The 25,762-nt window shown below is 37.9% G+C and carries 28 protein-coding genes; 3 read left to right on the forward strand and 25 right to left on the reverse strand.

Going from position 1 to position 25,762, the window contains the following annotated elements; translation table 11 throughout:
* Positions 1–35: 35 nt before the first annotated feature.
* The 16 genes from yqfC to gpr form a co-directional block, all read right to left on the reverse strand.
* The gene (gene yqfC / locus J4P91_RS05835) at positions 36–332 is read right to left on the reverse strand and encodes a sporulation protein YqfC (protein ID WP_017150774.1); all 297 of its coding nucleotides are present in this window, start codon (positions 330–332) and stop codon (positions 36–38) included.
* A gap of 106 nt (positions 333–438) precedes the next feature.
* A complete protein-coding gene (locus tag J4P91_RS05840) occupies positions 439–882 on the reverse strand; it encodes a GatB/YqeY domain-containing protein (protein WP_017150773.1) in 444 nt (147 codons plus the stop codon).
* Between the two features lie 15 nt (positions 883–897).
* Positions 898–1,071, reverse strand: coding sequence for a 30S ribosomal protein S21 (rpsU, locus tag J4P91_RS05845; RefSeq protein ID WP_000048061.1), 174 nt, complete (start codon positions 1,069–1,071; stop codon positions 898–900).
* 587 nt (positions 1,072–1,658) lie between these two features.
* Positions 1,659–2,324: a deoxyribose-phosphate aldolase gene (gene deoC / locus J4P91_RS05850; protein ID WP_017150772.1), complete on the reverse strand. Its 666-nt coding sequence runs from the start codon at positions 2,322–2,324 to the stop codon at positions 1,659–1,661.
* A gap of 143 nt (positions 2,325–2,467) precedes the next feature.
* A complete protein-coding gene (gene mtaB, locus J4P91_RS05855) occupies positions 2,468–3,820 on the reverse strand; it encodes a tRNA (N(6)-L-threonylcarbamoyladenosine(37)-C(2))-methylthiotransferase MtaB (protein ID WP_017150771.1) in 1,353 nt (450 codons plus the stop codon).
* A gap of 6 nt (positions 3,821–3,826) precedes the next feature.
* Positions 3,827–4,576 (reverse strand): 16S rRNA (uracil(1498)-N(3))-methyltransferase, encoded by a 750-nt coding sequence (locus J4P91_RS05860; protein ID WP_017150770.1) that lies wholly within the window; start codon positions 4,574–4,576, stop codon positions 3,827–3,829.
* A 144-nt stretch (positions 4,577–4,720) separates the two neighbouring features.
* On the reverse strand, positions 4,721–5,659 hold the full coding sequence (prmA, locus tag J4P91_RS05865) for a 50S ribosomal protein L11 methyltransferase (RefSeq protein WP_017150769.1): 939 nt from the start codon (positions 5,657–5,659) through the stop codon (positions 4,721–4,723).
* Between the two features lie 28 nt (positions 5,660–5,687).
* Positions 5,688–6,800, reverse strand: coding sequence for a chaperone protein DnaJ (gene dnaJ / locus J4P91_RS05870; RefSeq protein ID WP_017150768.1), 1,113 nt, complete (start codon positions 6,798–6,800; stop codon positions 5,688–5,690).
* 225 nt (positions 6,801–7,025) lie between these two features.
* Positions 7,026–8,861 carry a chaperone protein DnaK gene (dnaK, locus tag J4P91_RS05875; RefSeq protein WP_017150767.1) on the reverse strand — a complete coding sequence of 612 codons (1,836 nt, stop codon included), beginning with the start codon at positions 8,859–8,861 and terminating at the stop codon, positions 7,026–7,028.
* A gap of 26 nt (positions 8,862–8,887) precedes the next feature.
* Positions 8,888–9,457 carry a nucleotide exchange factor GrpE gene (gene grpE / locus J4P91_RS05880; protein ID WP_207993226.1) on the reverse strand — a complete coding sequence of 190 codons (570 nt, stop codon included), beginning with the start codon at positions 9,455–9,457 and terminating at the stop codon, positions 8,888–8,890.
* A 110-nt stretch (positions 9,458–9,567) separates the two neighbouring features.
* Positions 9,568–10,599 (reverse strand): heat-inducible transcriptional repressor HrcA, encoded by a 1,032-nt coding sequence (gene hrcA, locus J4P91_RS05885; RefSeq protein WP_207993227.1) that lies wholly within the window; start codon positions 10,597–10,599, stop codon positions 9,568–9,570.
* A gap of 133 nt (positions 10,600–10,732) precedes the next feature.
* Complete coding sequence (hemW, locus tag J4P91_RS05890) at positions 10,733–11,872, reverse strand: radical SAM family heme chaperone HemW (RefSeq protein WP_026049140.1); 1,140 nt, start codon at positions 11,870–11,872, stop codon at positions 10,733–10,735.
* A 51-nt stretch (positions 11,873–11,923) separates the two neighbouring features.
* Positions 11,924–12,298, reverse strand: coding sequence for a winged helix-turn-helix transcriptional regulator (locus tag J4P91_RS05895; RefSeq protein WP_017150764.1), 375 nt, complete (start codon positions 12,296–12,298; stop codon positions 11,924–11,926).
* 144 nt (positions 12,299–12,442) lie between these two features.
* Positions 12,443–14,266, reverse strand: coding sequence for an elongation factor 4 (lepA, locus tag J4P91_RS05900; RefSeq protein ID WP_017150763.1), 1,824 nt, complete (start codon positions 14,264–14,266; stop codon positions 12,443–12,445).
* A 199-nt stretch (positions 14,267–14,465) separates the two neighbouring features.
* Entirely contained in the window at positions 14,466–14,819 is a 354-nt protein-coding gene (locus J4P91_RS05905) for a DUF3679 domain-containing protein (protein WP_026049139.1), read from the reverse strand.
* Positions 14,820–14,838: 19 nt separating this feature from the next.
* On the reverse strand, positions 14,839–15,942 hold the full coding sequence (gene gpr, locus J4P91_RS05910; RefSeq protein ID WP_017150761.1) for a GPR endopeptidase: 1,104 nt from the start codon (positions 15,940–15,942) through the stop codon (positions 14,839–14,841).
* 181 nt (positions 15,943–16,123) lie between these two features.
* Between gpr and rpsT the strand changes: the two genes are divergently transcribed.
* A complete protein-coding gene (rpsT, locus tag J4P91_RS05915) occupies positions 16,124–16,381 on the forward strand; it encodes a 30S ribosomal protein S20 (RefSeq protein ID WP_017150760.1) in 258 nt (85 codons plus the stop codon).
* A 354-nt stretch (positions 16,382–16,735) separates the two neighbouring features.
* Here the strand turns inward: rpsT and holA are convergent, their stop codons facing one another.
* A complete protein-coding gene (gene holA, locus J4P91_RS05920) occupies positions 16,736–17,749 on the reverse strand; it encodes a DNA polymerase III subunit delta (protein ID WP_017150759.1) in 1,014 nt (337 codons plus the stop codon).
* Between the two features lie 360 nt (positions 17,750–18,109).
* Between holA and J4P91_RS05925 the strand changes: the two genes are divergently transcribed.
* The gene (locus J4P91_RS05925; RefSeq protein ID WP_001001652.1) at positions 18,110–18,244 is read left to right on the forward strand and encodes a YqzM family protein; all 135 of its coding nucleotides are present in this window, start codon (positions 18,110–18,112) and stop codon (positions 18,242–18,244) included.
* 32 nt (positions 18,245–18,276) lie between these two features.
* Here J4P91_RS05925 and J4P91_RS05930 read toward each other — a convergent pair whose 3' ends face one another.
* The 3 genes from J4P91_RS05930 to J4P91_RS05940 all read right to left on the reverse strand — a co-directional run bounded on the left by J4P91_RS05930 (position 18,277) and on the right by J4P91_RS05940 (position 21,987).
* Positions 18,277–20,601: a DNA internalization-related competence protein ComEC/Rec2 gene (locus J4P91_RS05930; protein WP_207993228.1), complete on the reverse strand. Its 2,325-nt coding sequence runs from the start codon at positions 20,599–20,601 to the stop codon at positions 18,277–18,279.
* Between the two features lie 169 nt (positions 20,602–20,770).
* Positions 20,771–21,328: a ComE operon protein 2 gene (locus tag J4P91_RS05935; protein ID WP_207993229.1), complete on the reverse strand. Its 558-nt coding sequence runs from the start codon at positions 21,326–21,328 to the stop codon at positions 20,771–20,773.
* Positions 21,329–21,390: 62 nt separating this feature from the next.
* Positions 21,391–21,987 (reverse strand): helix-hairpin-helix domain-containing protein, encoded by a 597-nt coding sequence (locus J4P91_RS05940; RefSeq protein WP_207993230.1) that lies wholly within the window; start codon positions 21,985–21,987, stop codon positions 21,391–21,393.
* Positions 21,988–22,069: 82 nt separating this feature from the next.
* Between J4P91_RS05940 and comER the strand changes: the two genes are divergently transcribed.
* Positions 22,070–22,897 carry a late competence protein ComER gene (gene comER / locus J4P91_RS05945; protein WP_207993231.1) on the forward strand — a complete coding sequence of 276 codons (828 nt, stop codon included), beginning with the start codon at positions 22,070–22,072 and terminating at the stop codon, positions 22,895–22,897.
* A 172-nt stretch (positions 22,898–23,069) separates the two neighbouring features.
* Here the strand turns inward: comER and J4P91_RS05950 are convergent, their stop codons facing one another.
* The 5 genes from J4P91_RS05950 to yhbY all read right to left on the reverse strand — a co-directional run bounded on the left by J4P91_RS05950 (position 23,070) and on the right by yhbY (position 25,762).
* On the reverse strand, positions 23,070–23,819 hold the full coding sequence (locus J4P91_RS05950; protein WP_017150754.1) for a methyltransferase domain-containing protein: 750 nt from the start codon (positions 23,817–23,819) through the stop codon (positions 23,070–23,072).
* The gene (gene rsfS, locus J4P91_RS05955; RefSeq protein WP_016116389.1) at positions 23,816–24,172 is read right to left on the reverse strand and encodes a ribosome silencing factor; all 357 of its coding nucleotides are present in this window, start codon (positions 24,170–24,172) and stop codon (positions 23,816–23,818) included. The genes J4P91_RS05950 and rsfS overlap by 4 nt, the downstream gene beginning before the upstream one ends.
* Positions 24,169–24,738 (reverse strand): bis(5'-nucleosyl)-tetraphosphatase (symmetrical) YqeK, encoded by a 570-nt coding sequence (gene yqeK / locus J4P91_RS05960; RefSeq protein ID WP_207993232.1) that lies wholly within the window; start codon positions 24,736–24,738, stop codon positions 24,169–24,171. Before yqeK ends, rsfS begins: the two co-directional genes overlap by 4 nt.
* Positions 24,728–25,297: a nicotinate-nucleotide adenylyltransferase gene (locus tag J4P91_RS05965; protein WP_207993233.1), complete on the reverse strand. Its 570-nt coding sequence runs from the start codon at positions 25,295–25,297 to the stop codon at positions 24,728–24,730. Before J4P91_RS05965 ends, yqeK begins: the two co-directional genes overlap by 11 nt.
* A gap of 174 nt (positions 25,298–25,471) precedes the next feature.
* Positions 25,472–25,762 (reverse strand): ribosome assembly RNA-binding protein YhbY, encoded by a 291-nt coding sequence (gene yhbY, locus J4P91_RS05970; RefSeq protein ID WP_017150751.1) that lies wholly within the window; start codon positions 25,760–25,762, stop codon positions 25,472–25,474.

Here is a 25,762-nt window from a genome sequence, read left to right on the forward strand (position 1 = left end):
GAAATAAGAAGAAAACTTCATGAACAGAAGTTTCATTATGATTTATCTTTCTTCTCATTTTCTAAAAACGTCACTTGTTCAATAATCCCTTCAAGCAAAAGCTCTTCTGGAAGAATGGTTTTAATAACAAATGATTGCCCTTTTATTAATAATTGACCATGCTTTAATAACAACCGCACTTCTTTATCTGTAAATACTAATAACCCTCGATGATTTTCTATATAAATATGTACTTGCCCGACAAGAGTAATACGAGGTAGATCCATTAGTACATCCACTGGTATGTCTATTTGCTTCGTAAGCCAATTCTTCATTTGTACTAATTTCTTCATCTCCAAGACCTCCTCTCATCCCATATGTATGAAAAAAAGGCTTGTAATATCACGTCCAAACAGAAAAAAGCATAAAAAAACGTCTCATTTCTCATGAGACGCTTTTTTATGCTAATAGCTGTGCAACCAGCTTATTCACTTGTGATCCGTCTGCTTTACCTTTTACTTTTGGCATAACAGCACTCATCACTTTACCCATATCTGCTTTAGAAGCAGCACCAACATCAGCAATAACTTGCTTAATTACGTTCGCAAGCTCTTCTTCTGTTAATTGCTCTGGCAAATACGTGTCTAAAATCTGAATTTCACTTTTCAGTTTATCAACAAGGTCATCACGACCCGCTTTTTTAAATTCAAGGAGGGAGTCCTTACGCTGTTTTACTTCACGAGTTAAAACTGTTAATTCCTCTTCTTCAGTAAGAGTTTGTTGCAGTTTAATTCCTTCATTTTGCAAAGCAGCCTTAACCATACGAATAACGGTTAATTTTTCTTTTTGTTTATTCTTCATCGCTTGTTTCATATCATCGTTTAAACGACCGAGAAGACTCATAACTTACACCCTCTCTTAGAATTTACGCTTTCTTGCCGCTTCAGATTTCTTCTTACGTTTTACACTTGGTTTTTCATAAAACTCGCGCTTTCTTGCTTCAGCAAGTGTACCAGTTTTAGAAACCGATCTTTTAAAACGGCGAAGTGCATCCTCCAAAGACTCGTTTTTACGAACGACTGTTTTTGACATTCTCTTTCCCTCCCTCCGAAACATCACACTTACATACTAACTTCAGCATGCAAAAAGAAACACTTCTTCAGCATGTCTTTTACGATTATAATACATTTTGTCACTTCAGGTCAACTATTTGACAGAATAAAAGAAGAGTAGATGCTCTTCCTTTTTCCAAAATCTATTTAAATTACGTATTGCGACTGATATTTTTTTACTTTTTAAACGAGTAAATTTATAAAAGAATAACAGGCATTTCGCCCCTTCGGTCGAGGAAAAACTCCTCTCTGTCCGGCGCTCCAATGCCCTGCGATTCTGCACGAGCGGTTTCCACCTTTAATCTATCCAGCTCCGCTTTTAAACCTATCTAACTCCAGCGACTAGAACAATCGGCTGTTTCACTCTTTCCTACGAGGTAAAAAACACCTCTACGTCAAGAGTGCAGGCGTCCTCATGTTCTAAACGAGTCGCTTCCGTTTTTATTCTATCCAGCTCCGCCTCCTAGTCCCTCACGTCTAAGAACCTTCCACGCGAGAAGGCAAAGAACGCCTTCTGCGTGAAAGAACCTTAGCCGACGGGACTAAACAGTCGGCTCCGCTTTTAAATTAATAATCAGTTGTTGCCGTTTTTCCGCTTACTAGGGCTACGCCTGCACTTGTACCGATGCGCGTCGCTCCCGCTTCTACCATTGCGTCCATGTCTTGTCCATTACGAACACCACCAGAAGCTTTTACGCCGATTTCTGGTCCGACTGTTTTTCTCATTAATGCTACATCTTCTACTGTTGCTCCACCTGTCGAGAAGCCAGTTGATGTTTTTACAAAGTCTACACCTGCTTTTACAGACAATTCACAAGCACGAACTTTTTCTTCTTCTGTTAATAAACATGTTTCAATAATAATTTTTACAAGCGCTTTTCCTTTTGCAGCTTCTACAACTGCACGAACATCACGCTCTACTAATTCATCATTTTTATCTTTTAAAGCACCAATGTTAATTACCATATCAACTTCTGTTGCACCTTTTGCAATTGCATCTTGCGTTTCAAATGCTTTTGTTTCTGGTGTGTTTGCCCCAAGAGGGAAGCCAATTACTGTACAAACCTTTACATCTGTACCTTTTAGTAATTCAGCTGCTGTTTCAACCCAAGTAGGGTTTACACATACAGAAGCAAAGTTATGTGCTTTTGCTTCTTCACATAATGTAACAATTGCTGCTTTTTTTGTATCTGGTTTCAATAGTGTGTGGTCGATTAATTTTGCATAGTTCATTTTTCATATGCCCCTTTCTTCACTAGCCGGTTGTCTGACAACTGCAACGGTTAGCATTATAGCACGAAATATTACAAGTTCATATCTTAACTTATCCACACAGAAAAAAAGCATGCAAACCTTTTCGTTTGCATGCTTTTTCATTACGCACTTGCTGATTCTTTTTTGATATCATCTTCAAGAACACGAACAAATTGCGCTTCGTTATATGGGTACCCAGCTTTTGTAATCTTCACTTTTACTAGTTTACCGATTAATTCTTCAGATCCTTCAAAAACAACTTTTAAGTAGTTATCTGTATAACCTACATACAATCCTTCGCGATCGCCATCTTTGAAAGGCTCTTCTGGAATAATTTCAAGAACTTCCCCTTCAAATTGAGAAGCATATTCTTTCGCTAACTGATTTGATAATTCAATTAAACGGTGAACACGATCATTTTTTACATCTTCAGGAATTTGATCTTCCATACGCGCCGCAGGTGTTCCTGTCCGTTTTGAATAAGGGAAAACGTGTAGTTCAGAGAAACGATTTTCTTTAATGAAATTGTATGTTTCCATAAACTCTTCTTCCGTTTCTCCAGGGAAACCAACAATTACGTCTGATGTAATTGCAAGACCTGGTAACGCCTCTTTTAAACGATCTAAACGCTCTTGGAAAAATTCCATTGTATATTTACGACGCATACGTTTTAATACAGTGTTAGATCCCGATTGTAGCGGGATATGCAAATGACGCACAACTACTTCAGATTTATCTAATACTTCAATCACTTCATCCGAAATTTGACTTGCTTCAATAGATGAAATACGAAGGCGTTTCAAACCATTTACTTCTGCTTCCATATCACGAAGCAATCCAGCTAAATTGTAGTTTTTCATGTCTTCTCCGTATCCACCTGTATGAATACCAGTTAAAACGATTTCTTTATAACCTGCATCAACTAATTGTTGCGCTTGGTGAATAACTTCTTTTCCATCACGAGAACGCATTAAACCACGTGCCCAAGGAATGATACAGAACGTACAGAAGTTATTGCAACCTTCTTGTATTTTTAAAGATGCACGTGTACGGTCCGTGAAGTACGGTACATCTAATTCTTCATACACACGTGTTTTCATAATGTTACGGACGGCATTGATTGGTTGACGTTCTTTACGGAACTCTTCAATATACCCTAGCATTTTCTCACGATCTTGTGTACCAACAACGATATCCACGCCTGGAATCGCCATAATTTCTGCTGGAGATGTTTGTGCGTAACATCCCGTTACACAGATAACAGCGTCTGGATTTTGACGTACAGCACGTCGAATAACTTGACGACTTTTTTTATCTCCAGTATTTGTTACTGTGCATGTATTGATTACATACACGTCAGCTTTCTTTTCATATTCAGTTCTATCATAACCACCTTGTTTAAACAATTGCCAAATCGCTTCTGTTTCGTAGTGGTTTACTTTACAACCTAACGTATGGAACGCAACAGTTGCCATTGATCATCACCCCATTAATTCAAAATGATAAGAAGCGGCACTTAACGCGTAAAGCGGCGCCGTTTCTGTTCGTAAAATCCTCGGTCCTAAACTACATGGTACAAATTTATGTTCACGAAGCGCAGAAACTTCTTCCTCAGATAAACCACCTTCTGGGCCAAATACAATCAACAGTTTTTGACCACGTTCAAGTGCTGTTAAAGCCTTCGCAAAATTAGCTTTTTCGCCTTGCTTTGCTTCCTCTTCATACGCCACAAGACAAACATCATAATCACTGCTCATCGCAAGCAATTGTTTAAATGATGCCGGAGCATGTACATCTGGAATTTCACTTCTATGCGATTGTTCCGCTGCTTCTTTCACAATTTTTTTCAAACGCTCAACTTTTTTATCTGCTTTTTTCGCATCCCATTTTACGATAGAACGCGATGCTTGAAATGGTAAAAATGCGGCTGCCCCAAGCTCAGTTCCTTTTTGAAAAATTAACTCTAGCTTGTCTCCTTTTGGCAGTCCACTTGCGATCGTCACAAACACTGGCAATTCGCTTGACACCTCTATCCATTCTACAATAGCACTATCCACAAATTCACTGGTAATTTCAGCAATCGTACACATTGCTGTTTTACCGTTAACACAACAATAAATGTGATCACCAGCTGACATGCGCATCACTCTTGCGATATGATGTACATCATCACCTACAATACGAATACTTGCATCATTTACATACTTCTCTTCTACAAAATAACGTTGCATCTCATCACCTTAGTAAAGTTTCGTTCCTTTCGTAAGTCCTCACTTACGAAAAGAACGAAACGTTATCATTTTAATGTAACAAACGGCAAGTCCCTCACTTTTATAGCGAGAGACTCTTCCGTTCGTTAAAACATAAATTATATATTACGCATTTCGTGCAATGATTGCTACCCAATCTTCCATTCTTAATACTTCTTCAATTGTAAATCCAGCTTTTTCTAGCGCTTCAGAAATTACTTTTTCTTTTGCTGCAATAATACCAGATGTAATAAATAGTCCGCCCTGTTTTACAACTCTCGCTGCATCTTCAGGGAATAGAAGAATAATCTCTGCAAGTAAGTTCGCTACAATCAAATCTACTGGGCCTTCAATACCTTCTAATAAACTATTTTGTCCTACAGATACAACATCGTCCGTTTTATTTAAACGAACATTCATCTCTGCACTTTCAACTGCAACTGGATCCAAGTCATATGCCTGAACAGATGCTGCACCTAATTTTGCTGCAGCAATACTTAATACACCAGAACCTGTTCCAACATCAATTACTGTATTACCTGGTTGAACTGTTTTCTCTAACGCTCGAATACACATCGTTGTTGTTGGATGTGTTCCTGTACCAAACGCCATACCTGGATCTAACTCAATAATTTTTTCATCGGGAGAAGAAGGTGTATATTCTTCCCACGTTGGCACAATTGTGAATGTATCAGAAATTTGAACTGGATGATAATATTTTTTCCAAGCAGTAGCCCAGTCTTCCTCATCGACTTCATTAATCGTAATATTTCCTGTACCAATTTCGATGTCGAAAGATGGAAGTACATCAATAGATGATTTTACACTCGCAACGGTTTCATGTAAAGAATCCGTTTGAGGGAAATATGCTTTTATTAACACACCATCTTCTGGATACTCAGCTGGATTAAGCGCATAAATTTCACCATACTGTTGCTCACGCTCTTTTGTCAATTCCGCTGGATCTTCAATCGCTACGCCACTAGCACCTGCTTCGTGTAAAATATGAGAGATTGCTTCTACTGCTTCCTCCGTTGTATGAATACTAATTTCTGACCATTTCACAATTTACCAACTCCATTTTTTATTTCCATTATTCCCCTTTGAAAGCACGTTTAAGCTTTCCGAATAAGCTATCATCTTGATCTTCTTGTCCTGCAAATTCACGCAATAAATCTTTTTGATGTGATGTTAGTTTCGTTGGTACAATAACACGAACAACTACGTATTGATCACCTTGACCATACCCACGTACGTTTGGAGCACCTTTTCCTTTTAAGCGGAATTCCGTTCCAGTTTGTGTACCTGCCGGAATTTTTAGTTTCACTTTTCCATGAACAGTTGGAACTTCCACTTCAGCACCAAGTGCTACTTGCGCGAATGTTAATGGCATTTCACAAACAATATGATCCCCATCACGCTCGAAGAACTCATGATTTCTTACATGAACAACAACATATAAGTCCCCAGCTGGGCCGCCATTCACACCCGCTTCCCCTTTACCAGACACACGGATTTGTTGACCATTATCAATACCTGCTGGAATTTTAACGTTAATTTTTTTACGTTTACGTACTTTTCCAGAGCCATGACATGTTGTACATTTCTCTTTAATCATTTGACCTGTTCCTGAACAATGCTTACACGCTTGACGATTTACAATACGACCAAATGGTGTATTTTGTTCTACGCTCACTTGACCTGTTCCTGAACAATGCTTACATGTTTCTTTTGAAGTTCCTGGTTTTGCCCCACTGCCGTGACATGTGTCACATGGGTCTTCCACTGGAATTTCAACATTTAATTCTTTACCAAAAATTGCTTCTTCAAAGTCTAAAGTAACTTGGTATTGTAAGTCCGCTCCTTGACGCGGTGCATTTGGATCACGGCGTCTGCCGCCACCTCCGCCAAAGAACGAACTAAAGATATCTTCAAATCCGAAGCCACCACCAAAGTCTCCACCGCCGAAGCCGCCAAAACCTTGATTTGGATCAGCATGACCAAACTGATCGTACTGCGCACGTTTTTGATCATCACTTAAAACTTCATATGCTTCTTGTACTTCTTTAAACTTTTCAATTGCGTTTTCTTCTTTACTTACGTCTGGATGATATTTTTTAGCCAAACGACGGTATGCTTTTTTGATTTCATCTTTTGAAGCGCCCTTACTAAGGCCAAGCACCTCATAATAATCTCTTTTATTCATAAATTTGTAACCCCCCGAATCTTTCACATAAACGTAATTTTAACACCGAAAGAAAGTGCTTTGCAACAAAGTTTCCTCACTTACAGTATGCAAAAAGAAAAACGTAAGACCCTCAGATAAAAAACTTAGTTCATACTAAGCCCTCTTCTTATTCGTGAAAAAAGCCAAAGCCAAGGCACGCTTGACTTTGACTTTTTGTCATCTTACTTATTTTGTTTCACTTTATTACTTATCTTCTTTTACTTCTTCAAACTCAGCGTCAACTACATTGTCATTTTTCGCACCAGCGTTACCTTGTGCACCTTCTGCTTGCTGAGCACCAGCAGCTGCTTGAGCTTGCTCATATAATTTTACAGTAAGTTGTTGTACGATTTCTTGAAGTGCATCTTTTTTCGCACGGATTTCATCAAGGTCATTTTTCTCGATTGCCGCTTGTAATGCTTCTTTTGCTTCTGTTGCTTTTGCTACTTCAGCTGCATCTACTTTACCTTCTAAATCTTTTACAACTTTATCCGTTTGGAATACAAGTTGGTCAGCTTCATTACGAAGTTCAACTTCTTCTTTACGTTTTTGGTCAGCATCAGCATTAGCTTCAGCTTCTTGAACCATACGATCTACTTCTTCATCAGAAAGACCTGAAGAAGATTGGATTGTAATTGTTTGTTCTTTGCTCGTTCCTAAGTCTTTCGCACGTACGTTTACGATACCGTTCGCATCAATATCGAATGTTACTTCGATTTGTGGAATACCACGTGGTGCTGGTGGGATATCTGTTAATTGGAAGCGACCTAGTGTTTTGTTGTCAGCTGACATTGGACGCTCACCTTGTAATACGTGAATGTCTACTGCAGGCTGGTTATCAGCAGCAGTTGAGAATACTTGTGACTTACTTGTTGGAATCGTTGTGTTACGCTCGATTAATTTTGTGAATACGCCACCCATAGTTTCAATACCTAAAGAAAGTGGAGTTACATCTAATAATAGAACGCCTTTTACGTCACCAGTAAGTACTCCGCCCTGAACTGCAGCACCTAATGCTACAACTTCATCAGGGTTAACGCCTTTATATGGTTCTTTACCAGTTTCACGTTTAATTGCTTCTTGTACAGCTGGGATACGAGTAGAACCACCAACAAGAATAACTTTATCTAATTCACTTGGAGAAAGACCAGCATCTTTTAATGCACGACGAGTTGGTTCTAATGTTCTTTCAACAAGGTTAGCTGAAAGTTCTTCAAATTTCGCTCTTGTTAAGTTTAATTCTAAGTGTAATGGACCAGCAGCACCAGCACTAATGAATGGTAATGAAATTTGTGTTTGTGTTACACCTGAAAGATCTTTTTTCGCTTTTTCAGCTGCATCTTTCAAACGTTGAAGTGCCATTTTATCTTGGCTTAAGTCAATGTTGTTTTCTTTTTTGAATTCAGCTACTAAATGATCGATGATAACTTGGTCAAAGTCGTCACCACCAAGACGGTTGTCACCAGCAGTTGAAATAACTTCAAATGTTCCATCTGCTAATTCAAGGATAGATACGTCAAATGTACCGCCACCTAAGTCATATACTAGAACTTTTTGTTCTTCGTCTTGTTTTTCTAAACCGTAAGCAAGCGCAGCTGCTGTTGGTTCGTTAATAATACGTTCTACTTCTAAACCAGCAATACGACCAGCGTCTTTTGTTGCTTGGCGCTCAGCATCGTTGAAGTATGCTGGTACTGTGATAACAGCTTTCGTTACTGTTTCACCTAAGTATGCTTCAGCAGAAGCTTTTAAGTTTTGTAAAATGATTGCAGAAATTTCTTGAGGTGTGTAGTTTTTACCTTCAACTTCTACTTTGTAGTCTGTACCCATATGACGTTTAACAGACATGATTGTATTTGGGTTCGTAATTGCTTGACGCTTCGCTACTTCCCCAACTTGACGCTCTTCATTTTTGAAAGCTACAACAGAAGGAGTTGTACGGTTCCCTTCTGGATTTGGAATAACCTTTGGTTCTCCACCTTCCATAACAGCTACACAAGAGTTTGTTGTACCTAAGTCAATACCGATAATTTTACTCATGGCGAAACCTCCTACATTTATGTAAATTATTGATTTACTTTTACCATTGATGGGCGAATCACACGGTCTTTCAGCTTATAACCTTTTTGGAATTCTTCCACAACCGCGTTTGATTCAAATTCGCTGTCTTCTACTTGCATAACAGCTTGATGTTCATGCGGATCAAACTGTTTACCAACAGCTTCAATCACTTCAACACCTTCTTTAGTCAGTGCTTCTAGCAATTGACGATATACCATTTCCATCCCTTGTAATAAGGACTTCATCTGCTCATCGCTTGCTTCCACTTGCATCGCTCTTTCAAAGTTATCAAGAGCTGGCAAAATATCTGACACAAGACTTTGTGATCTATATTTTTCAGCCGCTTGCTTATCTAGTTGAACGCGGCGCTTATAGTTTTCAAAATCAGCTTGTAGACGTAGTGTGCGACCTTCCGTTTCCGTCAATTTCGCTTGCAATTCGTCTACTTTTTCTTGTAAAAGAGCCGCTTCACTTTTTTCTTCTACCACAGTTTCTTCACTGTTTTCCGCTGTAATAGATTCCTCAGTTTGCGTTTCTTTCGCTTCTTCAACTACTTGTTCGTTACGCTCTTCCACAACTTTCACCTCCTTAAAAGACACCAGGGCTCATGTTAAGCATGAGCATCCAAGCATAGTTTTTATGTTACACACCCGCAATGATCATGTTCATTGCTTGAGCGAATGTATTATTTTGATTTATGCACTCCATTTAAACCGTCTGTAAATTGTCTTGTGAACAATTGTAACAAACTAATCACACGAGAATATTGCATTCTCGTCGGCCCTAAAATTGCAATGGTTCCAAGCTGTTCTTCCCCAATGGAATACGTTGCAGAAATTAAGCTACAATCTTCCATAGCAGTCGAAGAATTTTCTCGACCGATTTTCACTTGAATACCTACTTGTTTATTACGCAAAATATCGTAAAACGCTGCTTCATTATCAATCATAGTCAGCAAGGAGCGTACCTTTTGAATATCGTGAAACTCCGGCTGCGAAAGCATATTGGCTTTTCCGCCAAAGTATATCTTTTCCGATAAAGGCACTTGAAATGTACCATCTAATATTTTTATTGCACTATCATAATTGTGGACATAGCCGCGCAGAACTGTCACAATCTCTTTTAAAATTTTATTGTGTAATTCTGCCATCGGTACACCAGATAGCTTGTCATTTAAAATATTAACCATCTTTTCTAAATCTGATAAATCAACAGATTCCGGAACGGTAATCGTTTTGCTTTGTACATGCCCTGTATCCGTTACAATAATCGCGACTGCTGTTTGATAATCCAGCGGAACAATTTGTACATTTTTAAGCTTATTTGTACTCACTTTCGGTCCAAGAACTATCGCCGTATAATTTGTGAGTTCTGATAAAATTTGAGCTGATTGCTGTGCAACCTTTTCTGCTTCAAAAATTCTTTCAGCAAATAAATCCTTAATCTGTACAATCTCCTCATTGGGTAAGTTCTGTGGTGCTAAAAGATGATCTACATAAAATCGATATCCTTTTTCTGAAGGAACTCGTCCAGAAGAACTGTGCGTTTTTTCAATAAATCCTAGTTCCTCTAAATCCGCCATTTCATTTCGAATGGTAGCTGAACTAAACGTAATTTCATCTTTTTTAGCCAACGTCCTTGACCCAACAGGCTGCGCTGATCCAATAAAGTCATTAATAATTGTTTGTAAAATTAAGAGCTGACGTTCCGTAAGCATCTCATCATCACCTCTGTTAGCACTCTTTATCTTTGAGTGCTAAATCTATTAATAACTTACCAAAATTGACATTCAATTGTCAACGGAAACGTCACGAAATAGTGAAACTTTTTCATGTACACGAAACATCTAGTTAATCAACTAAAAACGATTGAAACACTTCATTTCCTAATAACTTCCCTTGCCTTGTTAAACAAACATGACCATCTTTTTCCTCCAGTAATCCATGCTCTTTATTATATAGCAACTGCCTTGCAAAGATTTCATCCATCCCCGTGCCAAATTTCTTTTGGAACTCTAACTTAGAAACTCCTTTTGTTTTTCGAAGCCCTAAAAATAACTCCTCTTCCATCATTTCTTTTTTTGTTACCATATGAACATCTAAATAAGGAAATCCTGTCTCATCGATTTTAGAAAAATACTGTTTAAGCGGGCCCACATTTTGAATCCGCTCACCCTTTACATAACTATGAGCTCCAGCTCCAAAACCATAATATGTTTCATTATTCCAGTATGTGAGATTATGTCTACTTTCATAGCCTTCTTTTGAAAAATTACTAATTTCATACTGATGGTAGCCATACTTTTCCATCTCATCCATTACCATTTCATACATCTTCGCCTCATGATCTTCACCAGGAAGCCTTAATTTCCCTTTGTTCATTAAATTGTAAAAGACAGTTTTCGGTTCAACGATTAAAGAATACGCAGAGAAATGCTGAACACCGAGCGTGAAGGCGATATCTAACGTTTCCTTCACATCTTCAATCGTTTGTCCTGGTAATGCATAAATTAAATCGACATTAATATTCGTAAAACCAACTTCCTGCGCTTCACGAATTGCTACAAACGCATCTTCTCTCGTATGCTTACGTCCAATTTTCTCTAGCAATTCATCACGAAACGTTTGCACACCAAAACTAATTCGGTTAACACCACCTTCTAATAGAAGGTTCAATTTTTCTTTCGGTAAGTCTCCAGGATTTGCTTCAAATGTTAATTCACAGTTTGGAGCAAACGGACGCAAACGACGATTAATAATAGCAAGCAACTTTTCAGTCTGCTCCATATTTAGTGCTGTTGGTGTCCCGCCCCCAACAAAAATTGTTTTCATATTTTCAAACGGTACCTTTTGAATCGTATTTATTATTTCTTTCTCTAAATACTCCAAATATTGATCAACGGGCTGACGTTCAATAAATACTTTATTAAAATCACAATAGTGACAAATATGCTGACAAAACGGAATATGAATATATGCAGCTTGCATCAAACTTTACTCCTACCTTTCTAAAAAGAAAACCTCCGCATTTCGGAGGCTCCTTTACTTCTCTAACCCATTACGAATTTGCTTCATTCGCATTTTTCCCCAATCATACATCATTTCGACGATTGGTAAAAGCGTCATGCCTAAATCCGTCATAAAATACTCTACGCGCGGAGGCACTTCTGGATATACTGTCCGATCGACAATTCCATCTTCCATTAATTCTTTTAGTTGATTTGATAAAACTTTATGAGAAATGTTTGGAAATAGTCGTTGCAACTCACTAAAACGATGTGGCCCTTCTACACCTAGATGCCACAAAATTACAACTTTCCATTTTCCGCTAATAATAGAAAGAGTCAATTCCTTTTCACAATTAAAATTACCATTTTGTATCTTTTCTTGAATATCTTTTCGAATATTTTCAGACATCATTCGTCTCCTAACTCTATATCAATCATCACTTTTCCCCTTGCACAAAAAAGCATCCTTACTATTGTAAAGGAGAGATGGAAAGATGTCTAAAAAAGTATGCTTATACACAAAAAGAAGCCGCATAAACGGCTCCTTTTTTCATTAGTTATCGTCCATTTTCAATACAGCCATGAACGCTTCTTGTGGTACTTCTACAGAACCAACAGATTTCATACGCTTCTTACCTTCTTTTTGTTTTTCAAGAAGTTTACGTTTACGAGAAATGTCACCACCGTAACATTTTGCAAGTACGTTTTTACGCATTGCTTTAATTGTAGAACGTGCTACAACTTTGTTTCCAATTGTCGCTTGAATTGGCACTTCAAACTGTTGTCTCGGAATTAATTCTTTTAATTTTTCTACGATTACTTTACCACGGTCATACGCTGAATCACGGTGTACGATAAATGATAAAGCATCGACTTGTTCAGAATTTAAAAGAATATCCATCTTCACAAGTTTAGATGGTTTATAGCCGATTAACTCGTAGTCAAATGACGCATATCCCTTCGTATTTGATTTTAGTTGATCAAAGAAATCATATACGATTTCAGAAAGTGGGATTTCGTATGTCAACGTAACACGTGTTTCATCTAAATATTGCATATCAATAAACGCACCACGTTTACCTTGGCAAATTTCCATTACAGCTCCAACATAGTCATTCGGAACCATGATTGCAGCTTTTACAAACGGCTCTTCTACACGGTCAATGGACTGCGGATCTGGCATATTAGATGGGTTATCAACAATCAAATCTTCACCGCTTGTTAAATATACTTTATAAATAACACTTGGTGCTGTTGTAATTAAATCAATCTTGAATTCACGTTCGATACGTTCTTGAATGATTTCCATATGAAGTAAACCTAAGAATCCACAGCGGAAACCGAAACCTAATGCTTGAGATGTTTCTGGTTCAAACTCAAGAGCAGAATCATTCAATTCCAATTTTTCTAATGCATCACGTAAATCATTATAACGTGCAGAATCAATTGGGTATAAACCACAGAATACCATTGGGTTTAATTTACGGTAACCTGGTAATGGCTCTGCTGCTGGACGTTTCGCATGTGTAATTGTATCACCAACGCGCGTGTCTCCTACGTTTTTAATAGATGCTGCTAAGAATCCTACATCACCTACTGTCAACTCTTTACGCTGCGTTGTTTTCGGTGTGAATACACCTACCTCCGTTACTTCAAACTCTTTACCAGTTGCCATCATACGTACTTTATCGCCAACTTTTACTGTACCGTTTACAACACGGATATAAGCAATTACACCGCGATATGGGTCGTATAAAGAGTCAAAAATCATACATTGAAGTGGCTCCTCTGGGTCACCTTCTGGAGCTGGTACTTTTTCAACGATTTGTTCTAGAATATCTTCAATACCGATGCCAGCTTTCGCAGAAGCAAGTACAGCTTCTGATGCATCTAAACCGATTACATCTTCTACTTCTTGACGAACACGCTCTGGATCAGCACTTGGCAAGTCGATTTTATTAATAACTGGTAAAATCTCTAAATTATTATCAAGTGCTAAATATACGTTCGCTAACGTCTGCGCTTCAATACCTTGCGCTGCATCAACAACAAGAATCGCACCTTCACAAGCCGCTAAACTACGAGACACTTCGTACGTAAAATCGACGTGTCCTGGTGTGTCGATTAAGTGAAGAATATATTCTTCACCATCTTTTGCTTTATACGTTAATTGAACTGCATTTAATTTAATTGTAATACCACGCTCACGCTCTAAATCCATAGAGTCAAGTAATTGAGCTTTCATTTCGCGCTGTGTTAACGCATTTGTTTTCTCCAAAATACGGTCTGCCAACGTTGACTTTCCGTGGTCAATATGAGCAATGATGGAGAAGTTACGAATTTTGGACTGTCTTTTTGCTCTTTCTTCTTTATTCATCTATGTTCTCAACTCCTAATAGTCTCGCCAATATACACTAGCACTGATTATATCAATAGAGCAGCAAAGATTCAATGAAAACTCGTGCTGCTTATAAGACAAATCTTCCTCTCTTTATCTTATGCGAGTAAATCACGCGGGACAAACCTTTTTGTAACAAAAAAATGGTTGTCTTACAAAGTTATAAGACAACCTCTTTTTATTCTTCCAATTGGTTAAAAATGTCTTTTATTTTCCCAATTACTATATCTGTACTAAACTTAGCGATAGTTCGAGCAAATTCCGCAATTCCCATCCCTAGTCCTTCTACAACATTAAAACTTCTGAGACTTTCTAACTGTTTTTGTTTTTCGCCAGCTGAAAATATACCTTCTAAAATTTCCGGATCAACATTTCCACTTCCAGTTCCCGTCATTCGAGTTACTTGTTCATACGTTGGCTGCCGATAGCCTTTCATGCTTTTTAAGCCATGATTAGCGATTCCAATTCCGATTAACATCAAAAAAAGAAACAGCACAACACAACTCATACACCGAAGCGTAAATCGACTCAACTTAGGCTGTCCCTTCTCATCAATGCGTATATGCACCTGTGTTATCTTGATCAATTTGATGGTGAAGTGCTGCATTTAAACCACTCGCTATTACATTTGCCATATCTTCAATAAATGCATCTACTTCTTTCGGCGTCACCATTAAATTATGACCAAGCGGAGCTAATACTTCATAAATTAATTTTCGCTTTTCTTCATCTTCCAAAGTCCCCACTGCCCCTAAAAACATATTGCGACTTTTTTCATCCGGCATATCTTCCTCTGTTAATTTCTTCTTTTCTCCAAATGTAAAGCCAGCTGGCAATAAAGAACGAGATGGTTTATCTCCTTCTCTCATTTCACGACCAAAATGCTTCAAAATAAAATCAATTGTATCACTCGTAATGGAAACAGCATCTACAACCGTCGGAACACCGATCGCAATCACTGGGATTCCAAGCGTCTCCTTACTTAATTCTTTTCGTTTATTTCCTACACCCGATCCAGGATGAATTCCCGTATCTGAAATCTGTATCGTACTATTTACTCGTTCAATAGACCTTGCGGCAAGTGCATCGATAGCGATCACAAAGTCTGGTTTTGTCTTTTCAATGATGCCATAAATGACATCGCTCGTTTCAATCCCTGTAATCCCCATTACACCTGGACGGATTGCACTAACAGGACGATATCCATCCTCTACACTTTCAGGCTGCAATTTAAAAAGATGACGCGTCACAAGCACATTTTCTACAACAATTGGTCCAAGGGCATCTGGTGTTACATTCCAATTCCCTAGTCCAACGATTAAACAGCTCGCCTCTTTAGTAATTCCAATTTCTTCTAACAAATAAGAAAATTCTTTTGCAAAAATACGCTCTACTTTTTGCTGTAATTCTGTATCTTGCTGACGAATCCCCTGCACTTCAAGCGTTAAATAATTACCAGGCTTTTTACCCATCGCTTCAGAAGCACTTTCTTCGATTATCACTTTCGTAATCGTAATACCTTCTTCTTCACGCTCTTTTACAACAACACCTTGGATTCCTGTTTGTTCTTGCTGACGTTCTTGTAACATTTGATGAGCTTCTACTGCAAGGTCTGTTCTAACACTATATTTACTTAAATCTAATGGTTCTTTCATCGTATCTCCTCCGTAATTCATAGTAAATATAGTTAGATTCCCCAAAATTATATAAGGTCATTCTTTCCTTTACATGAAATTTCATTGATCTCGCTATTGCAATTCTCTTCTCCGTTTGATAGAATATCACTTGTTCTATGTAAGTATCGAGTCACTCGATCGCACCAGGGAGGTGAAAAGTATGGCAAACATCAAATCTGCTATCAAACGCGCTAAACTTAGCGAAGAGCGTCGTGCACATAACGCTTCTATCAAGTCTGACATGCGTTCAGCTGTTAAAACTGTAGAAGCTTTAGTTACTAATAACGATCTTGAAAATGCTAAAGAAGCTTTCAAAACTGCTTCTAAAAAACTTGACAAAGCAGCTCGTAAAGGTCTTATCCACCAAAACGCTGCAGCTCGTCAAAAATCTCGCTTAGCGAAAAAAGTAAACGCGTAAGGCGTTTAAAAAACGATCCATTCGGGTCGTTTTTTTATATACAAAAAAGTTCACGCGGCAAATGGCATGAACTTTTTTAGTTTATCCAGCTATAGCGGCTAGAATCGCAGGCCATTTCACCCTCTCTATCGAAGCAAAAAGCGCTTCTCGGTCGAGCCCTCCAATGACCTGCGATTCTGAACGTGCTACCTCTTCTTTTATTTTACCCCGCTATTCGCGGGCAGTAAGACCCCCGCCTCAAAATTCAGCAAAAGCAAAGAAGTTAGGTGGGGGCGGGCTGCCCATAAAAGCCCGATTGGTGAGGGCTAATAATCAGCGGGAGATGAAGAACCCCCCACTGATTAAAGTTTCACTTTATCCAATATGATTTAAACGCATTAAGAAAAACTCTAAGACGAGTTTCTTATCCATTTTCCCTGTTTTCATACTATAATCGGCTTCAGCTAATTCTAAAATGACTTTTTTCAATTCTTCAAACGAGAAAAATTTCGTTTGATTCATCGCCAACTTTACTCGGTATGGATGAACACCAATATGCGAAGCAATTTGATTTTGCCCATATCCACGTTGCTGTAATTCTTTCACTTGGTGCAGTAAACGAAATTGACTCACTAATAACGCTAATAATTTAATTGGCTCCTCTTGCTGCGTAAATAATCCGTCTAAAATTTGCATAGCTCCAGCAATATCTTTTTTCACTACCTTTTCTGTTAACGCAAACACATTTTGTTCAACCGATTTTGGCACAAGCTCCGCCACAAGCCCTGTTGTGATTTCTCCACCCATCCCAACATAAAGGGTTAACTTGTCCATTTCCTTCGCTAACATCGTTACATTGCTCCCTACAAGCTCTAACAGCAAGCTAACAGCTGCTTCCTCGATATGTACATGCACTTCATCCGCACGAGCCACAACCCATTTACGAACGTCCTGTACTTGCATCGCATTGGCTTCTACTACATCTGCTGTTTTCTTTAATAATTTTGTAATTTTCTTTCGCTCATCTAGTTTTTCATAAGGGGCTACAAATACAATAATCGAAAATGGAGATGGCTCTGCAATATATTCCTCTAAAATCTTTATATTTTGTTCTATTTTTTCTTTTTGCGACGTTAAAAATAATGGGGATTTAATTAGCAATATTTTACGATCCCCAAAAAAAGGAAGCGTACGCGCATCTTCTATTACATCTTCTAAATACGCTTCTTCTAAGTCATACGTTACAACATTAAACTCACGATCTTCCTCAGCTAACGCTTCCGTTGTTATAAGCTTTATTGTTTCATTTATAAAATACGCTTCCGTTCCATATATTAAATAAAGTGGTGCAAACTGCTTCTTTTTAATCTTCTTATGTATATCACTCATACTTTTTCCTACTCCCTAACTTGGCAATATATCTCTATACTAATGCGCTATCTTTTGTTTTACAAGTACAAAGGAACAGGCTTAAGTAACCTATTCCTTTATCTATATAAAACGCCACGCAATAAGTCCCGGGATTCTTATTGGTGTGCGGTAACCACTTTACTGTTATTATTCGCAACTGCTGGATAAGTATAATTGTTAACTGTTAGCATGCTTGGAAATCAAATTTCCACCTTCTACTCGCATAAGATTTATCTCCTACTTCTACACAAATATCCTCTATTTATCTTCATATGGAAATTGTAGATTTTTTTCTGACAATATCTTATACTAAAATGGAATGTTGGGGAGGGATTCTAAATGAATGAGTTTGAGCAAAACGTTCAAAGTAAACGCAATGACGCTATTGATTCAGGGGTAGGTTTTATCGTCTCATTTGGTTTTTTCGCAACACTTTTCATTATTGCAACAATTATTAAATTTATCGGTTCTTAAAGGCCGCTGCATGCGGCCTTTCTTTTTTTACTTCATCTTTTCTGTGCTTCATCATATGTCAGTTTACTTCGAAACGTTCCCCTTTCACCTTCAAAATCATAGAAAACGGCTCCTTGTTTGTCAGTTCGCCATATTTCAATTTCAAGTTCCAACAAACGCTCTAGCACTTGCTGATGCGGATGCCCATATCGATTATGCTCTCCAGCTGAAATGATTGCCTTCTTAGGCTGAATGAGGTGCAAAAAGGAAGATGAAGACGATGTCTTACTACCATGATGCCCAGCCTTTAAAATATCCGCACGTAACTCCGGATACCGTTCTACAATACGCCTCTCCCCTTCCTCTTCTAAATCCCCCGTAAACAGCCACTTAAGTCCCCCAAACTTCGCCCAAAGTACAATAGAGGCATCGTTATCAGCCTTTTCTTTCCCTTCCGGGGATAACACAACAAATTCTGCTCCATCTATCTTCCATCCATCTCCTTCTCCAACCACGTTTGTCCGTATATGCTTTCCCTTTGCCATTTTCCTCAATTCTTTTTCCAATACCGCGTCTTCCTGCTTCCTTCCAAATACGATTTCTTCTACAGTAATAGACGATAATATTTCTTTTGCCGCCCCCATATGATCTGTATCACCATGCGTCACAATCAACTTATCAATTTTCCGAATCCCTTCTTTTTGTAAAAACGGAAGAAGAATATCGTGTCCAACAGAAAACTCATGTTTTTTCTTTTGCCACGTTTCCTTTTTTACAGGAATTGTCCCCCCTGTATCAATGAGATAGATCCCCTTGTCATATGGAAGACGAATCAAGATTGCATCCCCTTGTCCAACATCAATAAAAGTCACACTTCCACTAGCACGGAAATAGGGTGAAACATAATGACAAATACATATAAAGAGGAAAAACCCGGTGGCTATGAACAAAATACATTTTTTGACCGTTTTTTCCCACACAACAAATATACCAATGATACTAAAACAATATAAAACCACAAGGAATAGAGGTGTTTGCCCAAAAACAAGGCGAAGAAACGGGAGGTTTTCACAATACTGAAGAATTTCATTAGAAAACATTAAACATACTGATAATCCATGTGCCAGCCATGTCGACACAAAAGGAACAAATAACATACAAAGAAAAATAACGATACTACATGGTAACACAATACAAGATAGAAACGGAACATATATAAGATTGAGGAAAATGCTATATGGAGAAAAATAGCCGAAGTGATATAACAAAATAGGAGTACTAGCAAGTTGTGAAATAATAGAAAGATAGATTGTATTTTGAATCAGACTATTATTACGCTGTAACAGACGATTTGCCGACAGCAATAGTGCAAAACTACCAACAAACGAAAATTGAAATCCAATATCAAAAGCCATATAAGGATCATATAAAAGCATGAATATAGCTGTCATACTAAGCGCATCTAAACTTGAAATACGAACAGAATGCATAAGTGCTAGCAATAACATAACACCTGTTACAGAAGCTCTTATGACAGATGGAGACGCTCCTGCTAAAAGCATATAAAGCGGAATACAAACAACAAGACATATCGTTGTCATTTCCCTCGTCAGTCCGATCCTGAGTAAAATAAAATAGCCAATTGCCATTAACAATACAATATGAGATCCAGAAATCGCCAATAGATGGATAAGACCAAATTGTTGATATCGTTCTTCTACTTCAAATGTCATCAGTTGCCGATCTCCAAACAACAGTGCATTCATAAATGCTCCAGATTGCCCGGGAAACATTTCTGTGACTATCGACACTGCGTTTTGGCGTATTAAAAAGATCCATTGTGTAAATGTCAAAGATTTTTGAATACAATTTGAAATCTCTTTCGCTTCAAATAAGAAATGAATCTTTTGCTTATGTAAGTAGTCACGATAATCAAATCCATGAAAGTTCCGTGCTTCTGGCGGCACTTTCATTTTCCCTTTAAATGTACAGCTCATACCCGCATATAATTTCTGCAACTGTCCTTTTTGCTCAGCTGAGTGAATTTTGTAAAACAATTGCAACGTATCCCTCTCATTGACTTCTATTTGAAAAGAAAGCTGATCGCCATTTATAAGAGGTGTTGTTTGAATTATACCTTTTGTCACTTCAAAGTTTAATCCTTTTGAAGGTTGATTTTTCCATTCAACATATGAAGTATAGAAGAAACTCCCGGAACATGTCAGTATACAAAAAACGAGGACTTGGCGCGAAGTACGATATATACAAAATAAAATATAACAACCAAATAAACTAACAAATAATAACTGAAACGAGGAACAGGCGATTGCAATCCCCATAACAAACGAGATTGCAATATAGCCCCACTGTCCACGCAACTCATACTCCCCCTTATCGTGAATATTCAAAAAGTCCGGTACAGATAGCTGTCACATTTCTTCATTACGTCGTCAGTCCGACACTCATATAGATTCATCTACACTCCGCACTTTCCTGGCCGTGCCTCGAACTGCTCGCCACTCTTTATCCTTCTTTTTGAACACACACTTATAGCATCTCTTTTGCTTTAGCGAATACTTGTTGTAATTCATTCATTGTTAAATCATCTTTTTCTAAAGATGAAAACAGCTCTTTTAATTGTAAATGACGCTCTTGTTGCTCTATCGATGTAATATCATATTCGAGCGGAACATGTTTCACTGTTACATTTGCTTGCTCAAATAATTCTACAGCGTACGGGTGATTTTTATAATCTTGTGCGTAATAAACAGCTGTAATACCACTTTGAATAATGGCTTTACAACATTGTAAACAAGGAAAGTGCGTAACATAAATCTCTGCATCCTCTGTTTTCGCACCAAATTTAGCACATTGCAACAGCGCGTTCATTTCCGCATGAATTGTGCGAACACAATGATTATCAATCACATAGCATCCATCGTCTATACAATGAACACCACCTTTAATTGAACCGTTATATCCACCCGCGATAATTCGCTTATCACGAACAATTGTCGCTCCTACCGCAAGCCTTGTACACGTGCTACGCAGCGATAATAAATGGCTTTGCGTCATAAAATATTGATCCCAAGAAATTCGTTCCATATCTTCACCTACTTTTTCATCTACTTGTAGTGTAGCGAAAGAAGAAAAAGTTCGTCAATCCTTTACGGAATAATTATTTTATCTTTTATTTTTTCAAGCGATTTCTCTCCAATACCATCTACCTCCAATAAATCTTCTATCTTTTGAAACGGCCCATGTTCTTCTCGATATTTCATAATATTTTCTGCTTTTCGAGGTCCAATTCCCGTTATTTTCTCGAGTTGCTCTTTTGGTGCAACATTAATTTGAATTTTCCCCTCCTGCCCTGAAGGTAGATTAGCTGCCTGCACTTGCTCTCCTTTTTTCGGGACATAGAGTAGCATTTGATCTTGCATAAGCTGCGCTAAGTTCACTTTTGCCATATCAGCTTCAGGTAAAAAACCACCTGCTTTTTCAACCCCATCTTTTACGCGTGCGCCCATCTCCATCTCATATACACCTTCATGATGCACAGCTCCTTTTATATCAATCATGATTGTTTTTTTCTGTTCTTTTGATTCTGCTACTTTTAATTTATCTTTGCTTTCTTCACTCTTCACATTTGTATCAATTTTCGTGGTCGGTTGCATGGCCTGTTGCTTCGTCTGCCACATAAAGAGTATAAATACAACTCCAACAGCCCCTAATAAAGCGAGCCACTTCTTTTGAAAATTCTGCATGATTTTAATACCTCCAATTCATAAATTCACAACATAGTTCATATTGTTTAGGAGAAAGATGTTACGAAGGAGGGATGAAACATTGAACATAGGAATTATAGGGACAGGAAACATGGGGAATATACTAATCGATGCATTTTTAGAGACCCGTGCTGTCAAACCTTCGTGCCTTACTATTATTAATCGTACACCTGCCAAAGCACATCATATAAAAGAGAAGTATCCTTCTGTTCATATAGCAAAGACAGTGCAAGAGGTAATTGGACGCTCTCAGCTTATTTTTATTTGTGTTAAACCTGTAGACATCCATCCAATATTAAAAAAACATGCCGCTCACTTTACTGATGAAAAATGTTTAATTTCTATTACAAGCCCCATATCAGCAACTCAATTAGAAACGGTTGTATCTTGTCACGTCGTACGTATTATTCCGAGCATCACAAACCGAGCATTCTCTGGCGCCTCACTATTTACATTTGGAAAAAACTGTTCGAAAGAATGGGAACAAAAGTTACTTCGTTTGTTTAAAAATATTTCCACACCTATTGTGATCGGGGAAGATATTACACGAGTTTCATCTGACATCGCAAGCTGCGGACCTGCATTCTTCAGCTACTTACTACAATGTTTCATTAATGCTGCTGTAGATAAAACAAATATTACTCATGAAGAAGCAACTACTTTAGCAAGTGAAATGATTATCGGGATGGGAAAACTATTAGAAAAAGAAATTTTCACATTACCAACTCTGCAAGAGAAAGTATGTGTAAAAGGCGGTGTTACAGGAGAGGGCATTCAGATTTTAGAGGATCACGTCGGAGATATGTTCCATAAATTATTCGAGCGAACACATGAGAAATATGATGAAGATCTAGAAGGCGTTGAACAACAATTTAATAAGCACACGTAAATAATACGCCACAATGGTACAAAATCCTCTTAAAACTCCTTATCTTTTTCTCATACTATTTTTTATCAAACTCTTATTTTTATATTTTATAAGTATTACTTTTCTACTTTCCTATAAATAAAATACCGTTTTCTAAACAAAACAAAAGCAACCTAATCGGTTGCTTTTGTTTTTATCCATTCTTTTTTGCCATAAAAAAGATACGTTCCGTTTGTTCAGTTACTTCCATTCGTTCAAAATCACCCGTCACACGAAGCACTGTAAAGCCCGCTTCTTCAAGCCATTTTGTTACTAATTCAACTGAATAGGCACGTTGCACGTGACATTCATCAAAGCGATGATATACACCTTCCTCTGGATCCTGTACAAAGAATGACAAGTCATGCTCTACACTATCTGATTCTTCTCCAGGGAAGCAGTTCCAAATGAGAGCTATCTCGTCTCCATTAACTGTGTACGTCTCATTTTGAAATACATGATGAATTTTATATAAAGAGTGTACATCAAATAAGAACAGACCATCTTGACGCAAATGGTGGGACACTCGTCTGAACGTTTCTTGTATCCCCTTTTCTTCCAGTACATAATTCAATGAATCACAAAAGATTGTTACACAATCAAATTCACCTGGAACGTCTAATTCCCTCATATCCTGTTGATAAAAAGGAATAAAATACCCTTCTCCCCCTAGCTTTTGCTGAGCAACCGTTAGCATTTCTTCTGAAAGATCGACGCCAATCATGTCATAACCTTTTCGCACAAGCGGAAGTGTTACATTCCCAGTCCCGCACGCTACATCAAGAATCTTCGCCTCTTTCATGCCTGCCTGCTGTAAGCTTTCCTCTGTGAATTCTACCCATTTATCATACGGGACATCATTCATAAGTTCATCATACAACAATGCAAATTGCTCATATCTCATTGGCTTAACTCTTCTGTGATATCTTCACGTGGCACGTCACCCCATAGACGCTCTAAATTATAATGATCACGCTCATCTTTATGGAATACATGCGCAACTACATCACCAAGGTCCACTAGAACCCAGCGCGCTTCATCGAAGCCTTCCATACGTTGTACGTCGATTTGGAATTCATGCGCTTTCGCTTTAATTTCACGTGCAATTGCTTGTACTTGCTTATCAGAATTCCCGTGACAAATAATAAAATAATCTGCAATTGGTGAAATACCTTGCATATTTAATACCACCATATCTTCTGCTCTTTTATCATCAGCTGCTTTTGCCGCTAATACTAATAACTCTTTGTCTTTCATTCAGTAATTTCCTCCTTCAGGACTGCGTTATATGTTTGAAATGTTAATGGATAGATCGTTTGATTCTTTTCCATTAAAAATTGAATCGTACGTTTTAATGCAAATAATAAAGCTTTATTTATATCTTCCTGTGCTAATTTCCGCGCTTCTTCCACACCTGGAAATTTGCGGCCAGGTTCAATATAATCTGCTACATAAATAACTTTATCAAGCATTGTCATCTCTTCATGACCGCTTGTATGATATGTAATAGCTTGCAGAATTTCAGTGTCAGTAATGCCGACTTCTTTTTCTACTAAGTATGCCCCAACTGGTGCATGCCATAACTCTTTGTTATAGTGAAGTAAATCTTTTGGCAACTCTTCCTGTTTAATAATGTCTTCCATTTCTTGAATCGATCTACATTTTGCATAATCATGAAATATAGCAGCCATTTCTGCTTTTTTCTCATCCACGCCATATAGTTTAGCAAGTTCAATTGCCGTTTCCATCACACCAATTGTATGTATATAACGTTTTTCATGCATTTGTTGTTTTACAATTTCAAGTGCTTCCTCACGATTCATACAACCCATTCCTCTCGATATATACCTGTACTTGTTCTGGAAGCAAATATTTACAAGTTTTCTTCTCCTCATACCTCTTTCGTAATAAGGAGGAAGAAACAGCAAATTCCGGAATTTCTACTGTTATGATTTCATAAGGTGTATGTAATGTATAACCCGGCCTTGCAACTCCAACAAAAGTTACAAGCTGAAGTAATTTCTCAATGTTATACCATTTGGGTAAATACTCCACCATATCCCCGCCAACGATAAAATGAAACTGCGCGTCCGGATGCTTCTTTGTTAATTGTAACATAGTGTCGTATGTATAGGATGGACCTTCTCTTTGTAGCTCTTCTAAACAAACCGAGAAATACTCCTCTTTCCCAATTGCTAACTCTAACATGTTCAATCGATTTTCCACACTTGTAATATTGCGATCTTGTTTATGAGGTGGAATTTGATTCGGCAAAAACCATATTTCATCAAGCCCGAGTGCATCATACACCTCATTTGCAATCAACAAATGTCCATAATGAGGCGGATCAAACGTGCCGCCAATGATTCCGATCTTTTTCAAACAAAACGCCCCCTTTAGTTCACAAGCAGTAATCTTTCCGAAACAATATATGGAAAAATTACTGCCCGTAAAAACTCAATTGGTCTAAACCCTATTAGCAAGAACGAATCCCGAACATAGCGGACGTAAGCTATGGAAACGCCCTATATATATCCTGAGCACAGTAAGCTGCTATTATGGAAGTTTGATTTGTTTATTTTCTCTTGATTCTTTATATAAAACAATTGTGCTTCCAATTACTTGGACGATTTCTGCTCTCGCACCTTTAGCCAATTCTTCTGCAACTTCACGACGATCAAATTCACAGTTTTGTAGTACACTCACTTTAAATAACTCACGCGCTTCTAATGCATCTGCGATTTGTTTTACCATATTTTCATTTACGCCGCCTTTTCCAACTTGAAAAATCGGTGTTAAGTGATGTGCCTTTGCACGTAAAAATCTTTTTTGTTTTCCTGTTAACAT

Origin of the sequence: Bacillus sp. XF8 (assembly GCF_017498755.1) — a bacterium.
Classification (GTDB): Bacteria; Bacillota; Bacilli; order Bacillales; family Bacillaceae_G; genus Bacillus_A; species Bacillus_A bingmayongensis.

Coding starts and splice junctions, on each gene's coding strand:
- yqfC (WP_017150774.1), bottom strand. CDS start 332: ATGAAGAAATTAGTACAAATGAAGAATTGGCTTACGAAGCAAATAGAC.
- J4P91_RS05840 (WP_017150773.1), bottom strand. CDS start 882: ATGAGTCTTCTCGGTCGTTTAAACGATGATATGAAACAAGCGATGAAG.
- rpsU (WP_000048061.1), bottom strand. CDS start 1,071: ATGTCAAAAACAGTCGTTCGTAAAAACGAGTCTTTGGAGGATGCACTT.
- deoC (WP_017150772.1), bottom strand. CDS start 2,324: ATGAACTATGCAAAATTAATCGACCACACACTATTGAAACCAGATACA.
- mtaB (WP_017150771.1), bottom strand. CDS start 3,820: ATGGCAACTGTTGCGTTCCATACGTTAGGTTGTAAAGTAAACCACTAC.
- J4P91_RS05860 (WP_017150770.1), bottom strand. CDS start 4,576: ATGCAACGTTATTTTGTAGAAGAGAAGTATGTAAATGATGCAAGTATT.
- dnaJ (WP_017150768.1), bottom strand. CDS start 6,800: ATGAATAAAAGAGATTATTATGAGGTGCTTGGCCTTAGTAAGGGCGCT.
- dnaK (WP_017150767.1), bottom strand. CDS start 8,861: ATGAGTAAAATTATCGGTATTGACTTAGGTACAACAAACTCTTGTGTA.
- hrcA (WP_207993227.1), bottom strand. CDS start 10,599: ATGCTTACGGAACGTCAGCTCTTAATTTTACAAACAATTATTAATGAC.
- J4P91_RS05895 (WP_017150764.1), bottom strand. CDS start 12,298: ATGTCTGAAAATATTCGAAAAGATATTCAAGAAAAGATACAAAATGGT.
- lepA (WP_017150763.1), bottom strand. CDS start 14,266: ATGAATAAAGAAGAAAGAGCAAAAAGACAGTCCAAAATTCGTAACTTC.
- gpr (WP_017150761.1), bottom strand. CDS start 15,942: ATGAAAGAACCATTAGATTTAAGTAAATATAGTGTTAGAACAGACCTT.
- rpsT (WP_017150760.1), top strand. CDS start 16,124: ATGGCAAACATCAAATCTGCTATCAAACGCGCTAAACTTAGCGAAGAG.
- holA (WP_017150759.1), bottom strand. CDS start 17,749: ATGAGTGATATACATAAGAAGATTAAAAAGAAGCAGTTTGCACCACTT.
- J4P91_RS05925 (WP_001001652.1), top strand. CDS start 18,110: ATGAATGAGTTTGAGCAAAACGTTCAAAGTAAACGCAATGACGCTATT.
- J4P91_RS05935 (WP_207993229.1), bottom strand. CDS start 21,328: ATGGAACGAATTTCTTGGGATCAATATTTTATGACGCAAAGCCATTTA.
- J4P91_RS05940 (WP_207993230.1), bottom strand. CDS start 21,987: ATGCAGAATTTTCAAAAGAAGTGGCTCGCTTTATTAGGGGCTGTTGGA.
- J4P91_RS05950 (WP_017150754.1), bottom strand. CDS start 23,819: ATGAGATATGAGCAATTTGCATTGTTGTATGATGAACTTATGAATGAT.
- rsfS (WP_016116389.1), bottom strand. CDS start 24,172: ATGAAAGACAAAGAGTTATTAGTATTAGCGGCAAAAGCAGCTGATGAT.
- yqeK (WP_207993232.1), bottom strand. CDS start 24,738: ATGAATCGTGAGGAAGCACTTGAAATTGTAAAACAACAAATGCATGAA.
- yhbY (WP_017150751.1), bottom strand. CDS start 25,762: ATGTTAACAGGAAAACAAAAAAGATTTTTACGTGCAAAGGCACATCAC.